The sequence below is a fragment of the Paenibacillus sp. FSL W8-0186 genome, from assembly GCF_037969765.1.
GTDB classification, from domain to species: Bacteria; Bacillota; Bacilli; order Paenibacillales; family Paenibacillaceae; genus Fontibacillus; species Fontibacillus woosongensis.
Genome location: NZ_CP150207.1, coordinates 1,233,441 through 1,248,258 on the forward strand (window position 1 = coordinate 1,233,441; position 14,818 = coordinate 1,248,258).

A 14,818-nucleotide genomic window follows, 5' to 3' on the forward strand; every position below is an offset into this window, starting at 1 on the left:
GGCCAGGTAGACAAGAGCAAGACTGCTCCGACGATAAAGGTATTATATGCGACGTCAGAAGCAGGCTCGGAGGCCGTCGTGTCAGCAGCCAAGCAATATGAAGCGGAAACGGGTATTAACATTGAAATTAGTACCTTGTCATATAATAGCTTGCATGAGAAGGTTTTTTCCGAACTGGCCATGAATAGAGGCTACTATGACGTTATTGCAGTAGATACCCCGTGGATACCTAAAATTATTAACCATCTTGAGCCTCTCTCTTCGTATATGATGAATTCCCAAACAAGCGGAACGCTGCAGGTTCAGGACTTTGTATCCAAGTTATTTTTGGATACCTCTGTTTACAACTTGGTCGATTCTTCCCAAGCTCCGCCGCAGCTGGATGTCATTAGCATTGAGAAAATATTAGATAAGGGGTATGAAATTTTTAGCCTGCCTATACAGTCGAATGCTCTAACTATCAGCTACCGGAAGGATTTGTTTGAGGATGCAGCCAATCAGGCTTTGTTTAAAGCGCAATATGGAGAAGAGTTAAAGATACCTGAAACATTGGATGATTATTTGCGAGTGGCTCAATTTTTTACTAGAGATATAGATCAAGACGGGGAGATTGATTTATATGGCACCTCGTTAATGGCGAAAAAACATGAGTCTATATTTCTTGATTTTAAGACCTTTTTAAGCGTACATCAGGTTGATCTATTCGATGATCAATTAAATCCTGTATTCCAGGACAACCCCAATGCTTCTCAAGCTCTGATTACTTACGGCAGCTGGATCAATGATTATAAAGTTACGCCTCCGGATGTATTCAATTATAGTTGGGACGAGGTCTCTATTGCTTTTGGTTATGGCATTGTCGCCATGGGAATGAATTATCATGCAATGAGATTGCAGGACGGAATTGAAGGGGGAGAAGTGGGTTACTTTATGTTTCCAGGTACTTATCAGGATGGGGAATTGATTCATCGGCCGCATTTTGGTTCGTGGGGACTAGCTGTTAATAAATACTCCTCTCATAAAGAGGAAGCTTTTGATCTGGTGAATTATTTAACCTCTTCTGATGTTCAGAAAAGCTATTTGAAATACAAGCATCATGTCACACGCACTTCAGCATATCATGCAGCGGAATTGCTGGACAACGATTCATTAAAGGAATACTATCGGGTTCTTGAAAAATCTTTGCGCGTAGGAGTAGGCAGGCCAAGAATAACGAATTATGATCAAGTGTCAGAGGTCATGCAGAATGCGGTCTTAACTTATCTTACAGGTAAAAAGGATGCTCAAATCGTACTCGATGAAGCGGCAGAAGAAATTGCAGCCTTATTAAAACAAGCGGGATATTAATCCTGCATGGTTGATGCTGGAAAGAAGTATTTTAAGCTTCGGGCTTAGAATACTTCTTTTTTGTTTTGCCCTGGTTTCAATTAAAAAAATCCCCCCCAGCGATTAAATTATTCAACTTTTGGCCGTTTTTTTATTCCATATACTTAAGTTATGCAAGATAAAACCCATATAACTCAAACTAAACGGGGGGGATCTACGAATGTTAATGAAAAAGAGAATCATAGCGCCAGCCCTAGTTGTCTTACTGCTATCGGCGATGCTGCTAACGGCTTGCGGTCAGAACGACACTACCACGGTTGCACCCAATACGACCGGAAATGAAAACGCCGCTAGCGCAGGGAAAGACATTGTAAGCGGACCGATCACGATTAATCCGAATATTCCAGATACAGAGGTTATGGATATCGGCCCAAATGGCGAAAAAGCCGTTTCTGCTAAAGACTTGATCTTAACCGAGGAAGAGATAGCAAAAATTAAAGAGGGCAAATACACCGCTGCGATTGTCATGCATTACTCAGGCACAGATTATATGAATGCTGCAGTTCAAGCCATGCAAGAGACCTTTGAACAAATGGGCATTAAAGTCGTAGCCGTGACGGATGCGCAGTTTAAGGCAGAAAAACAGGTGAATGACATTGAAACCGTCTTGGCTAAGAAACCGGATATTATGGTTTCAGTTCCAGTAGACTCCGTGTCTACGGCTCCTGCTTATAAGAAAGCAGTGGCTCAAGGCGTGAAGCTGGTGTTTATGGATGGCGGTGCCGATGGATTAGTTGCAGGGAAAGATTATATCAGTATCGTTTCGGGAGATAACTACGGGAACGGTGCGGTAGCTGCGGATATCATGGCGGAAAAATTGGGAGGAAAGGGGAAGGTTGGCCTTGTCTTTCACGATGTTAACTTCTTCGTAACGACCAACCGGTCGGATGCGTTCAAGGCAAGGATCAAAGAGAAATATCCCGAGATTGAAATTGTGACGCAAGGCGGTATTACCGATGCGAATAAAGGTGAAGAGGTAGCCTCGGCTATGCTTACAAGACACCCTGATCTAGATGGGATTTTCGCTCCATGGGACGTTCCTGCCGAGGGCGTAATGTCAGCCGCGAGAGTGGCAGGCAGAAACGACCTGATCGTCACAACGGTAGATCTGGGAACGAACGTGGCAATTTCAATTGCTAGCGATGGTATTGTGCAAGGTGTTGGAGCGCAGCTTCCTTATGACCAAGGCGTTGCCCAATCCATTCTCGCCGGATATGCAATTTTGGGGAAAGAAGCTCCGGCTTATGTTGCTTCACCAGCCGTTAAGGTAACTAAAGAAAATGTGCTGGATGCCTGGAAGCTGATCTACGGAGTAGATGCACCGGCAACCGTACAGGATGCCATGAAATAGATGACTCCATTAAACAAAAGAAGAGGTTGTAGATATTACAGCCTCTTCGAATTTAAGAAGAAGGTGAATCAACTTGACTCAACCCATGCTAGAAATGAAAAACATAGTTAAGGCATTTAACGGGATTACGGTACTTGATAACGTCAGTTTTTCAGTTGAAAAGGGTGAGGTCCATGCATTAATGGGCGGGAATGGCGCAGGAAAATCAACGCTCATGAAAATATTGACCGGAGTGTATACCGCAGACCAAGGGGAAATCGTGATCGAAGGCAAGCCGGTTGTGATTCGAAATGATGCTGATGCAAGAGCGAATAAAATCTCTATGATTTTTCAAGAATTTAGCTTAATTCCGACGTTAACAGTTGCGCAAAATATCTTTCTAACCAGAGAGTCCAAGACAAAAGCAGGGTTCATAGATGATAAGAGCTGCGAAATAAAAACACAAGAATTGTTAAATGAACTTGGAGTCAGCATGAAGCCGACCGATGTCGTACAGGATCTTGGCGTAGGTTATTGGCAAATGACAGAGATCGCCAAGGCGTTGTCACAGGATGCCAAAATTATTGTTATGGACGAGCCTACCTCGTCGCTTACGAAATCGGAAACAAAAATTCTCTTTGAATTTATCGATAGATTGAAAACCAAAGGTTACTCCATTATTTACATTTCCCATCGCATGGAGGAAATCTTTCAAATTTGCGATCGCATAACGATTTTACGAGATGGAAAGTATATCGCAACTGAAAGATGCTCTGAGACCGATATGAATCAAATTATTTCACACATTGTCGGAATGGAATTCAACAAGGCGTTCGAATGGAAAGAGCGTTATTACGATCGTGAGGCCCCGCCGGTCATCAAGGTAAAAAATTTAAATGCCGGCAGCAAGGTAAAAAATGTCTCATTTTCGATTCAACCGGGAGAGATCGTTGGAATCGCCGGATTGATGGGCAGCGGGAGAACAGAGCTTTTGAGGACTTTATTTGGCGTAGATCCGATCGCTAGCGGAGAAATTCAAATGTTCGGACACAAAGTTGAAATCGCTTCGCCAAGGGATGCCATGAATGAAGGGATTGCGCTGATTCCGGAGGATCGAAGATTGCAAGGCTTAATTCTGCAGCACAATGTGAAAGAGAATATGATGGTTCCTATTCTAGCTAAGCTGTCACGAGGCTTGGTTATAAATAACAAGCTGGCAAACGAAATTAGCGAGAAGTTTGTAAAAAAATTGAATATAAAAACGGATCACATTTTTAAACAGGTTAATTTGTTATCCGGCGGGAACCAGCAGAAGGTTGTACTGTCCAAATGGCTGGCTAACGAACCCAACGTATTGTTATTGGATGAGCCGACGATAGGGGTTGATATCGCGGCCAAAACAGAAATCATCGAAATCATTCGCGAATTAGCCGATGCCGGAAAAGCAGTGCTGGTTGTATCCTCTGAATTACAAGAGCTACTGGCTGTAAGCGACCGGATACTGATCATACACGATGGAACGATCACACGTGAAATGAACAGACAAGAAGTTACTTCTGAGGAGGAATTACAATATGCAATCCAAGGATATTAATACACCAAGCGTGTCAATCTTATCTGCCCTGAAAAAGTTTGCTTGGCGTAATTATATCGTTTACATCGCTTTTATAGCCGTGTTTATTTACTTTTCTATTTCATTATTCGATGAAGGGTTTTTAACGACGAATAATCTCCTCAATATTATTCGCCAAACGGCTACGATTTCATTGATGGGCTTAGCGATGACTTTTGTAATCAGCACAGGTGAAATCGATTTGTCCGTCGGTGCCGTTACGGCGTTGTCTTCATTAGCTGGTGCATTGGCTTTGCAATCGGGATGGGGGATTATTGGCGCATTAGTAGCAGGAGTTGGCGTAGGCTGTATCGTCGGTTTCATTAACGGCTTGCTTGTAACAAGAGTGGCCATACCTTCTTTTCTGGCGACGTTAGGTTCGATGATGGCCGTACAGGGCTTATCCATGTGGGTAACGAAAACTGCGCCTGTACCGATTGTTAATCAGACCTTTAATTTCATTTTTGGCTCCGGAGATATCGGTCCTGTTCCGGTGTTATTGATTTGGACGCTTGTATTTACGGTGATCGCCCATTTCTTACTTCGAAAAACGACTTACGGTCGGCAAGTACTGGCAACAGGCGGTAATGAGAACGCTGCAAGACTATCGGGCGTCAATACGAAGAGGATTAAATTGCTGGCTTTTTTAGGTACTGGAGCTATGGCAGGCTTAGCAGGCTTACTATATGCAGGAAGAATGAACGCAGGCCGTTTCTCTTTTGGTGAAGGCGATGAACTATCCGTCATTGCGGCAGTTATTCTTGGCGGCACCAGTTTGTTTGGCGGTGTCGGCACCGTCATTGGAACCTTGGTTGGCGCAATTATGATCGGTACGATCAGTAACGGCCTGATTATTATGGGGCTGGATGTCAGTCAGCAAATGATGATTAAAGGTTTGATTATTATCCTGGCAGTAGCATTCGGTAAAAAGACAATCAAAAAATAGTACAGGGGAGGAGAGCTCATGGGGAACAAAATTAAGGCAGGGATAGTTGGCACAGGGTTCATCGGGCCTGCTCATATCGAAGCAATACGAAGATTAGGGTTTGTTGAGGTTATCGCGCTAGCTGATTCTGACATGGAAAACGCTCGGAAAAAAGCAGATGAGCTTCATATACCTTTAGCCTATGGAAACTATCAGGACATGCTGAACAATGATGATATTCAAGTGATTCATAACTGCACGCCGAATCATTTGCATTTTGAAATCAATAAGGCAGCTATTGTCGCGGGCAAGCATATTTTGTCCGAGAAGCCGTTAGCTGTGAGCAGCGAGGAATCGGGAGAATTGTTGAAGTTGGCCAAGCAGCATCAAGTTGTCCATGGCGTAAATTTTAATTATCGACAATACCCCATGATGAAGCAGCTCAATCAGATGATTAAAGAGGATGAATTGGGCGATCTATATCTAGTTCATGGCAGCTATCTGCAGGATTGGATGCTCTATGATACGGACTTTAACTGGAGACTGCTGGGGAATCTTGGAGGTCAATCAAGGGCATTGGCAGATATCGGCTCTCATTGGTGCGACACCGTTCAATATGTTACGGGTAAAAAAATAGCTAAGGTTTTTGCAGATTTGTGGACCGTACACCCTGTTCGAAAAAGAGTGAAGGGTTCATCTTTAACCTTTGCCAAGCAGCAGCAGGCTGAGGAATACGATGAGATTCCTGTATCGACCGAGGATTACGCTTCGGTATTGATCAGATTTGAGGACGGCAGCAGAGGCGTATTTACAGTATCTCAGGTAAGTGCAGGGAGAAAAAATGCACTCAGCTTCGAAATCAACGGCAGCAAAAAATCGGTATATTGGCAGCAGGAAAATCCTGCGCAGATGTGGATCGGCTACCGGGATCAACCGAACGAAAGCTTGATTGCCGATCCTGCGTTGTTCCTGCAGGAGGCAAGAGGATCGATTCATCATCCGGGCGGCCATGGAGAAGGCTGGCCAGATGCGATGAAAAATGGAATGCTTCATTTTTATCGGTTTATTTATGAAGGTAAATCGCTGTCGTTGGATAAACCTGAGTTTGCGACTTTTGAGGATGGGCATCGCTCCATGTGTGTTACGGAAGCTATTTTAAAAAGCTATCAGACTCAACAATGGGTGGACGTCAATTAAGGAGAATTAACAATGAAAATAGGCGTATTTACAGTTCTATATCAGCACTTTCCGTTGGAAGAAATGCTGGATAAGGTTGCATCTATGGGAATTGAGGCTATCGAAATCGGAACGGGAAATTTTCCTGGAGATAGTCACTGTAACCCTGAAGCATTGCTGGAAAATAAGTCGACATTGCTTAGTTTTCAACGTGCCATTGAAAAACGGAGTTTAAAAATAAGTGCTCTAAGCTGTCATGGTAACCCTTTACATCCCAATAAAGCTGCTGCCCAAGCGGCACATCATGTTTGGCAGCAAACGGTTAAGCTTGCGGAGCTGCTGAATGTTCCGGTTGTCAACACATTCTCTGGCTGTCCAGGAGACCATGAATTTGCCAAATTTCCGAATTGGGTAACATGCTCATGGCCGCCTGAGTACATGGAAGTTCTGAATTGGCAATGGAACGACAAGGTGATTCCTTATTGGAAGGACGCAGCGAGCTTTGCTCGTCAGCATCATGTAAAAATCGCATTGGAAATGCATCCGGGTTTTGTTGTTTACAATCCTGATACTTTACTGAAGCTTAGGGAGCATGCAGGCGAAGAAATTGGGGCGAATTTTGATCCAAGTCATCTGGTATGGCAAGGGATTGACCCGGTCGTTGCCATTAAGCAGTTGGGATCAAAAAAGGCGATCTTCCATGTTCATGCGAAGGATACCTGGCTTGATCAAGAAAATATCGCAAAAAATGGTGTTTTGGATACGAAGCATTACAGCGATATCGTAAATCGTTCATGGACCTTCCGCTCGGTTGGTTACGGAATGGATACGAAAATATGGAAGGACATGCTCAGCATGTTAAGAGCTGTAGGTTACGATGATGTTGTTTCAATAGAGCATGAAGATATGCTTGTTTCGATTGACGAGGGATTAGGCAAGGCTGTAGAAACGTTGAAGCAGAGCAGATTTAAGGAAGAGCTTGGACAAATGTGGTGGGCATAAACATTTAAAGAAAAGAGGAGATCCATATGACAACAAATCAATCAACCATGAAGGCAGCTGTATTCCCAGGGAATAAGGTCGTTGAAATCAAGCAATTTCCAATCCCGACACCTGGGCCGAGAGAAGTTTTGATTCAAATGAAAGCTTCTGCCATTTGTCGCAGCGATATGAGCTTATATTATGGGCAACAAGGGGTTGTAGGATCCGGTGATCATACTGGACCGATTATTCCCGGGCATGAGCCTGCCGGGCAAATTGTTCAGATCGGTGATGGAGTTACGCGCTTTCAGGTTGGAGACCGCGTGGCGGCATATCTGGCGGTTGGCTGTGGCGAGTGCGCACATTGCAGGAACGGTTATCGCATGTTTTGTAAAGAGTGGAAATGCATCGGCTTTGATTTGCATGGTGGCGATGCTGACTATCTTGTTATCCCGGAAGATAACTGCATGAGAATACCGGATGAGATGGACTATGTTACGGCTGCCGTTTCTACGGATGCAGTTGGAACCTTGTATCATGCCCAAAAGAGATTAGGAATTAACGGTCGAGACACGGTTGTGGTTTTTGGCTTGGGGCCTATGGGCGGAGCTGGCGTCATGGTTGCCAAGGGCTTGGGTGCACGGGTAATCGCTGTCGATTTGCTGGATCAGCGCCTGGAGGTTGCCAAAGAGCTGGGAGCGGATTATGTGATTAACAGCAATGATGATGTATTGGCGCGTATTCATGAAATTACAGGCAATAGTGGCGTAGATGCTGCGATCGATTGCTCTGGAAGCCCCATTGCCCAGAATGTAGCATTAGACAGCTTGAGACAGCATGGCCGTGCCGCTTTCGTTGGAGAAGGAAGGGAATTGACGATCAATCCAAGTGTTCAATTTATTCGGAAACAAATTACATTGATCGGCTCCTGGTATTTTCCGATTTATGAATATGACGAAATTGCCCAATTCATTATTGACAAGAAGCTTCCAGTCCATAAGTTAGTGTCTCATACCTTCCCTCTGGATGAAGCGGCAACAGCCTTTAAAATGTTTGATGAAAGAAAAACAGAAAAAGCGGTATTTGTTTGGGAATAAATAAACCAGTCAAGGAGTGATCACGAATGAAGGGAATATCATTTAACACATGGGTGTACGGCAGCTTTCCTACTTGGGTCCCAGCTTATCCGCTAGAAGAAGTGATTCGAAGATTGTCCTCATTCGGATATGATGGAATCGAGATTGGATGTGCAAGCCCCCATGCATGGCCGGAAAGTGTAACAAAGGACAGAAGACAAGCTATATTAAAGCTGCTCAAGGAGCAAAATTTAAAGGTTTCCTCCATGTTGCCTGCTCCAGGCGGCGGTCCCGGGAACAATCCGTGCTCTCCCATTTTAGAAGAGCGTCAGTACGCGGTTAAGCATTATAAAGAAGTTCTACAGCTTGCTCATGATTGGGAATGTCCGACGGTAATGTATATTGCGGGCTGGGTCATCCATGGCACGAAGCAAACGGATGCGTGGCAGTATAGCTTGGAGAACTTAATTGATATCGCCGAATATGCCAAAGAGCTGGGGATTACCATGGTCGTTGAACCAACGCCTTCAGATAGCAACTTGATCGAAACGGCTGACGATGCTTTATTGTTATCCGAGCAGACAGGCTTAAGCAATGTGAAAGTCATGTTTGATACGTATCATGCTCTTTACCGCGGCGATGTCCCTAGCGATTACGTATACCGTATGGCTGAGAAACTGCATCACGTTCATATTTCGGATAATGACCGCTTGCCTCCTGGTCAAGGTTACGGGAATTTCGACAGCGTACTTCGGGCGCTCAAGGAAATTAACTATGATGGCTACCTGTCCATGGAAGTTGGTTTTCATTCAAGAAAATCAGATCCGGATTGGTATGCAAAGACGTCCATCGATTTCTTGAGAAAAAAAATGAAGGAAATCGGTTGGAAATAAAGTGACGATGTAATATTATTAACGCGTAAGAGTAGAGTTGCCTTTTGGAAGGGTGGCTCTACTCTTTTTTGACATACATAAAGCCCAGTATTTCTATATTCAATTGTACTGAACGCGGAACGGACACTATACATTCATTCCAACTCCATTATTCCCCAAACTCCCGGTTCACCTCCGTTAGAGCCGCGCCGATGACCTGGTGCATATCGTAGTACTTGTATGTGGCGAGGCGCCCCCCGAAGATGATGCGTTGCTCGCTGTCGGCAAGCGCTTTGTATTTCTTGTAGATTTCATTGTTTTTATCGTCGTTGATCGGATAATAGGGCTCGTCGCCCGGTTTCCACTCTGTCGGGTACTCCTCCGTGATGACTGTTTTGTCCTGGGTACCAAAATCAAAATGCTTGTGCTCGATGATCCGCGTATATGGCGTCTCCGGGTCCGTGTAATTGACGACAGCATTGCCTTGGTAGTTGGCCGTGTCGTGCAGGATCTTCGTTTCAAACTGCAGGCTGCGGTATTCGAGTACGCCGTATGCGTAATCGTAATATTGGTCGATCATGCCGGTGTACACGACTTTTTGGGCTGAGCGGAGCCATTCTTCTTTACGGTCAAAGAAATCGACATTCAGCTTGACCTCAATGCCTTCCAGCATCTTCTCGATGATCGCCCCATAACCGCCGATCGGAATGCCCTGGTAACGGTCATTGAAGTAATTATTGTCATAAGTGAATCGGACGGGGAGCCGTTTGATGATGAAGGAAGGCAGGTCTTTGGCCGATCTTCCCCACTGCTTCTCGGTGTAGCCTTTGATCAGTTTCTCGTAGATATCGGTTCCGACAAGCGAAATCGCTTGTTCCTCCAGATTTCTTGGCTCGGTGATGCCGGCGGCCTGCCTTTGCTCCTCGATTTTGAGCTTGGCTTCGTCCGGGGTGACGACGCCCCACAGCTTATTGAAGGTGTTCATGTTGAAGGGCAGATTATATAATTCCCCTTTATAATTGGCGATCGGTGAATTGGTGAACCGGTTGAATTCGGCGAATTGATTCACATAATCCCAAATGGCCTTGCTGTTCGTGTGGAAAATATGAGCCCCGTACTTGTGCACGTGGATGCCCTCGATTTCTTCGGTATATACGTTTCCGCCAATATGGTCTCTTTTGTCGATGACAAGGCATTTCTTGCCCCTCTTGTTCGCTTCATAGGCGAAGACCGCTCCGAACAGACCTGCGCCCACCACTAAATAATCATACATGTCCATACTCCCTTGATCGATCGTTATTTCACATCTTAGCATAAATCGCAGGCCGTGAACTACAGCTTGGCCAAACAAAGGGAGGGATTGCTATAAAGTAAAGTATGCTATACTATCAATGCAATTGGGTCTGGTAGAATGACCCTGATCTAAGGCGTAAATTCAGCACAGCTACCTTTGGCTAAGGGGTGTCCGGAAATAGGGGGTTAGCCGATTGAACACAGAGGCATTGGAATATTTCATCAAGGTATATGAGAAAAATAGTGTTACAGCGGCGGCGAAAGACCTGTTTATTACCCCTCAGGGAGTAAGCAAGACCATCAGGCAGCTGGAGATGGAGCTGGAAGCTGAATTATTCTACAGAAGCTCTCGCGGCATGGAAGCCACCAAAGCGGGCGAGCTCCTATATGCCAGGGCTAAACATATTCATTATTTGATTGAGGACATCAAGAAGGAAATCAGCATTATCAGCGGAAAAAAGGGCAGCCTGAACGTAGTAATTACATATTCCATAACATCGATCCTACCGGTGGATTTTTTATATGATTTCTCTAAACAATATCCAGATATTCAAATCAAGCTGAAAGAGTATCCCGACGAGTATCCGTTAACCCAAATATTCCAGGAGGAAGTGGACGTCGGCTTGGTCATTGGGACGGAAGAGATCGAGAATTGTGAATTTGAATTGATTGCCGAAGGCCAAGTTGTGGTCGTCGTCTCCAACAGCCATCCATTAGCCAGCAAACAAGAAATTTCAGTCACCGATCTGGATAACGAAACTTTGGTTATCAAGACGGCAGGCGAAGGGAAGGAAAACGGTTTTATCGAGAAATGCCTTGAACAGGGCTTCTCGCCCCATGTCATGCATGAATTCGGCAATATTATATCGGCCCATCGATTATGCGAGAGAAATGGAGCTGTGGCCGTTTCTATTGATTTTGTGGAGGAGTCGCTCAAGAATGATAACTTAAAGCTGATTAGACTGAAGGAGAAGATTCCTCAGGATATCTATCTGGTTTCTAGAAAGAGAGGTATCCAGTCTAAAGCAGTGGCCTTATTTCAAAGATACGTCAAGGATCGATGCAAGTCGTTTTGATTGGAGAAGCCTTCCGTCAGGACGGCTTTTTTTAGTAGTCAACTAAAAGTTGCCGCCCCTTAACGTTTGGTTGATTCTATATTCATTCTGTTTACGTTAAGCTTACATTGCAGTCAAGATGAACGCTAATCCATGATTTGCGGCTCATGAAAGCGTTTCAAACTAACTAGATAATGGGGGCAAGAAAGTTTATGTCTGGTAAATCGAAAAAAAGATTCCGTGTAATTATGAGTTCTCTGCTGGTACTCGTACTGCTTATCGGCACAGGGGCTAACATTGCACTGGCCTACTACTCGGATGTCATTACAGCGTATTTCTCCAAAATCGACATCACGACGCCGGAGGCCCAAAAAGCGCGGGCTGACTCAGAAGTGGTGTCGGAGCTGATTACGGATGAAGGGATTGTTCTTCTCCAGAATCATGACAACATGCTGCCGATGACGACGAACAAGAAAGTCAATGTGTTTGGATGGAGTTTTACGGCGCCTGTATACCTGGGCTCTGGTTCCGGTGCGGCAGACTCGTCCACGGCTGTAACGCCAAAGGCGGGTCTGGAAGCAGCCGGTTTTGAGATCAACGAGCAATTATATAACGATTACGTAGCAACAGGCCTCGAAAGACCAATATCGGGTATTGAGGGATATGACTGGACGATTCCAGAACCCGTAGCTTCCGAGTTCTATACCGAGGAAAGAATGAAGCAAGCCGCCGAGTTTTCGGATACAGCGATCATCTTCCTAGCCCGTGCGGGTGGAGAAGGGACAGATCTTCCGGCGGTCTTGGACGGTCCGGATACCTATGATCCAAATGGAAGCGGTACGATGGGCCCGAGCGGAGAACGCTTCGGTAATCCTGACGATCTGGATCCTAATAAGCATTACCTGGAGCTGTCCAATCGGGAGCTTGGCATGGTCGATGCGGTTACGAAGCATTTTGACAAAATTATTGTCATCGTGAACGGTTCTAATACGTTTGAACTGGATTGGGTTAAGAAATACGACCAAATCAAGAGCATTGTAACGGTCGCCGGTCCAGGACAAAAGGGATTTGCTTCGCTTGGCAAAATTTTAGCGGGACAGCTCAATCCGTCTGGAAGAACGGTCGACTTGTTTGCGGCAGATATGCTTGATGCGCCGGCGATGAAAAGCTTTGGCGATTTGCGCTATGTCCTGGATAACGGTGACGGTACTTATGCTTTGGCCGTAGATAAAAACAACGTTCCGCTGACTTACGTCAACTACACCGAGGGGATTTATGTAGGCTATCGCTACTACGAGACTGCAGCGGCTGAAGGTGCGATCAACTATGACGAGAAGGTCATGTTCCCGTTCGGACATGGTTTAAGCTACACGACATTCGAACAAGAGGTTGTTCCGGACAGCTTAAAGTGGAATGATACGGACATTTCAGTTGACATCAAAGTGACGAATACAGGCTCCATGGAAGGAAAGGAAGTTGTACAGCTCTACTATTCCGCACCTTACACTGGAAAAATTGAAAAGTCTTCTGTCGAGCTAGCTGCTTTTGCCAAGACGGGTGTCATTCAGCCAGGCGATTCGGAGACGTTGACCCTGACTTTTAAAGTAGAAGATATGGCTTCCTATGATTATGCCAAAGTCTTCAGCCCAACCGGTTCTTATGTTCTTGAAGCAGGCGAATATAAGCTCATGCTGATGAAGAACTCGCATGACAAAATCGCTGATGTAGGTTCGAAGAACTTGACGGAAGTGGTGTTTGACCAGAACGGCCGTTCTTCGGATCAGCAAGTAGCGGTCAATCAGTTTGATGATCTGGTCACCGGGGAGGGCAGCATTCCAGCATACCTGTCCCGGGCAAATGGTTTTGCGAATATGGATGTCCTGAACACCAATCAAGTCCTTCAAGCGAAGAACGCTGATGGCGCTGTAGAGGAAGTAAAAGGTACGGTTGTAAACGCTGCATTCGTCGACTATGTGAACAGCAAGCGCTATGACATTCCTGCGGACGAGCAGCAGAGCGCGCCGACGACGGGAGCAGATCATGGAAAGACGTTAAAGGATTACGTCGGTGTCGATTATGAGGATGCCAGCTGGAATGAGCTGCTGGATCAGTTGTCTGTCCATGACCTGGTTTCCATCGGGACGCTTGGCGGTTATCGTACCGTCGAAGTGGCATCTGTCGGCAAACCGGCAACCACAGACTATGATGGACCAGCGGGCATCAGCGCTCTGTTGTCCAAGAATCCGATGTCGGGAATCGCCTTCCCTTCAGAGACGATGCTTGGACAAACCTGGAACCTGGAGCTTGTCGAGATGATGGGCGATGCCGTAGGCGCAGAAGCGAAAGCATACGGAGTAAGCGGCTGGTATGCACCAGGCGTTAACATCCATCGCACCGCATTCTCCGGCAGAAACTTCGAATATTATTCCGAGGACGCTCTTCTTTCCGGCAAGATGGCCGCCGCTGTAACTAAGGGCTACCAAAGCCATGGCGGATTCGTCTACATGAAGCACTTTGCGCTAAATGATCAGGAGAAAAATCGTACACTAGGCGTTCTAACCTGGAGCAACGAACAAGCGATCCGCGAAATCTACCTGAAGGCATTTGAATATGCGGTGAAGGAAGGGGGCGCGAAAGGGGCGATGTCCGCATTCAACAGCATTGGACATACATGGGCAGGTGCGAGCCCGGCCCTGATGAAAGAAGTGCTTCGCAATGAATGGGGCTTCAAGGGGATCGTCAATACAGACTTCTTTATTGGTCCTTCTTATCCTTATATGACCGCTGAGCTTGCTTTCCGTGCAGGCAACGATATCCTTCTTACCGGCGTTGCACCGTACGGCGTACCGGAAGTCAATGCCAAGAGCAATGATACATTATGGGCCATGAGAGACAACGCACACAACGTGCTGTACACCGTAGCGAACAGCAACGGAATGGAGAACGGGATGAGCACGGATTTGGCGGACTGGGTGAAGATTACGATTGCTGTAGATATCCTTATCGTGATTGGTGTTGCCGCCGGCTTCTACTTCTTATTCCGCAGACGCAAATCGGCTGCTGCGGCAACGGCTTAAGTTATAGAACAAATTGATAAAACACTTTGGCGGTA

At 45.7% G+C, this 14,818-nt stretch carries 11 protein-coding genes; 10 read left to right on the forward strand and 1 reads right to left on the reverse strand.

The features are described 5' to 3' along the window. Positions 1-78: 78 nt before the first annotated feature. The 8 genes from MKX50_RS05260 (at position 79) to MKX50_RS05295 (ending at position 9,379) form a co-directional block, all read left to right on the forward strand. Positions 79-1,347, forward strand: coding sequence for an extracellular solute-binding protein (locus MKX50_RS05260; protein ID WP_339158628.1), 1,269 nt, complete (start codon positions 79-81; stop codon positions 1,345-1,347). A gap of 205 nt (positions 1,348-1,552) precedes the next feature. Next, positions 1,553-2,737, forward strand: a complete 1,185-nt coding sequence (locus MKX50_RS05265; RefSeq protein WP_155610040.1) for a substrate-binding domain-containing protein — start codon at positions 1,553-1,555, stop codon at positions 2,735-2,737. Positions 2,738-2,831: 94 nt separating this feature from the next. Then, the gene (locus MKX50_RS05270; protein ID WP_339158629.1) at positions 2,832-4,310 is read left to right on the forward strand and encodes a sugar ABC transporter ATP-binding protein; all 1,479 of its coding nucleotides are present in this window, start codon (positions 2,832-2,834) and stop codon (positions 4,308-4,310) included. Beyond that, a complete protein-coding gene (locus MKX50_RS05275) occupies positions 4,291-5,274 on the forward strand; it encodes an ABC transporter permease (RefSeq protein WP_155609802.1) in 984 nt (327 codons plus the stop codon). Before MKX50_RS05270 ends, MKX50_RS05275 begins: the two co-directional genes overlap by 20 nt. Positions 5,275-5,292: 18 nt before the next feature. Next, positions 5,293-6,450: a Gfo/Idh/MocA family oxidoreductase gene (locus MKX50_RS05280; RefSeq protein WP_155609801.1), complete on the forward strand. Its 1,158-nt coding sequence runs from the start codon at positions 5,293-5,295 to the stop codon at positions 6,448-6,450. Between the two features lie 12 nt (positions 6,451-6,462). After that, complete coding sequence (locus MKX50_RS05285; RefSeq protein ID WP_155609800.1) at positions 6,463-7,431, forward strand: sugar phosphate isomerase/epimerase; 969 nt, start codon at positions 6,463-6,465, stop codon at positions 7,429-7,431. 26 nt (positions 7,432-7,457) lie between these two features. Continuing rightward, on the forward strand, positions 7,458-8,507 hold the full coding sequence (locus MKX50_RS05290; RefSeq protein WP_339158630.1) for a zinc-binding dehydrogenase: 1,050 nt from the start codon (positions 7,458-7,460) through the stop codon (positions 8,505-8,507). Positions 8,508-8,533: 26 nt separating this feature from the next. Continuing rightward, positions 8,534-9,379 (forward strand): sugar phosphate isomerase/epimerase, encoded by an 846-nt coding sequence (locus tag MKX50_RS05295; RefSeq protein WP_155609799.1) that lies wholly within the window; start codon positions 8,534-8,536, stop codon positions 9,377-9,379. A 148-nt stretch (positions 9,380-9,527) separates the two neighbouring features. Here MKX50_RS05295 and glf read toward each other — a convergent pair whose 3' ends face one another. Beyond that, positions 9,528-10,631, reverse strand: coding sequence for a UDP-galactopyranose mutase (gene glf, locus MKX50_RS05300; protein ID WP_339158632.1), 1,104 nt, complete (start codon positions 10,629-10,631; stop codon positions 9,528-9,530). Between the two features lie 214 nt (positions 10,632-10,845). Here glf and MKX50_RS05305 point away from each other — a divergent pair, with 214 nt between their 5' ends. Both MKX50_RS05305 and MKX50_RS05310 read left to right on the forward strand, forming a co-directional pair. Further along, positions 10,846-11,727, forward strand: a complete 882-nt coding sequence (locus MKX50_RS05305; protein ID WP_339158633.1) for a LysR family transcriptional regulator — start codon at positions 10,846-10,848, stop codon at positions 11,725-11,727. A gap of 227 nt (positions 11,728-11,954) precedes the next feature. Next, entirely contained in the window at positions 11,955-14,783 is a 2,829-nt protein-coding gene (locus MKX50_RS05310; RefSeq protein ID WP_339158635.1) for a glycoside hydrolase family 3 N-terminal domain-containing protein, read from the forward strand. Positions 14,784-14,818: the final 35 nt, after the last annotated feature.

Bases quoted from the DNA above. Each gene is read 5' to 3' on its own strand.
- MKX50_RS05265 (WP_155610040.1), top strand. From the start codon at position 1,553: ATGAAAAAGAGAATCATAGCGCCAGCCCTAGTTGTCTTACTGCTATCG.
- MKX50_RS05270 (WP_339158629.1), top strand. From the start codon at position 2,832: ATGAAAAACATAGTTAAGGCATTTAACGGGATTACGGTACTTGATAAC.
- MKX50_RS05275 (WP_155609802.1), top strand. From the start codon at position 4,291: ATGCAATCCAAGGATATTAATACACCAAGCGTGTCAATCTTATCTGCC.
- MKX50_RS05280 (WP_155609801.1), top strand. From the start codon at position 5,293: ATGGGGAACAAAATTAAGGCAGGGATAGTTGGCACAGGGTTCATCGGG.
- MKX50_RS05285 (WP_155609800.1), top strand. From the start codon at position 6,463: ATGAAAATAGGCGTATTTACAGTTCTATATCAGCACTTTCCGTTGGAA.
- MKX50_RS05290 (WP_339158630.1), top strand. From the start codon at position 7,458: ATGACAACAAATCAATCAACCATGAAGGCAGCTGTATTCCCAGGGAAT.
- MKX50_RS05295 (WP_155609799.1), top strand. From the start codon at position 8,534: ATGAAGGGAATATCATTTAACACATGGGTGTACGGCAGCTTTCCTACT.
- glf (WP_339158632.1), bottom strand. From the start codon at position 10,631: ATGTATGATTATTTAGTGGTGGGCGCAGGTCTGTTCGGAGCGGTCTTC.
- MKX50_RS05310 (WP_339158635.1), top strand. From the start codon at position 11,955: ATGAGTTCTCTGCTGGTACTCGTACTGCTTATCGGCACAGGGGCTAAC.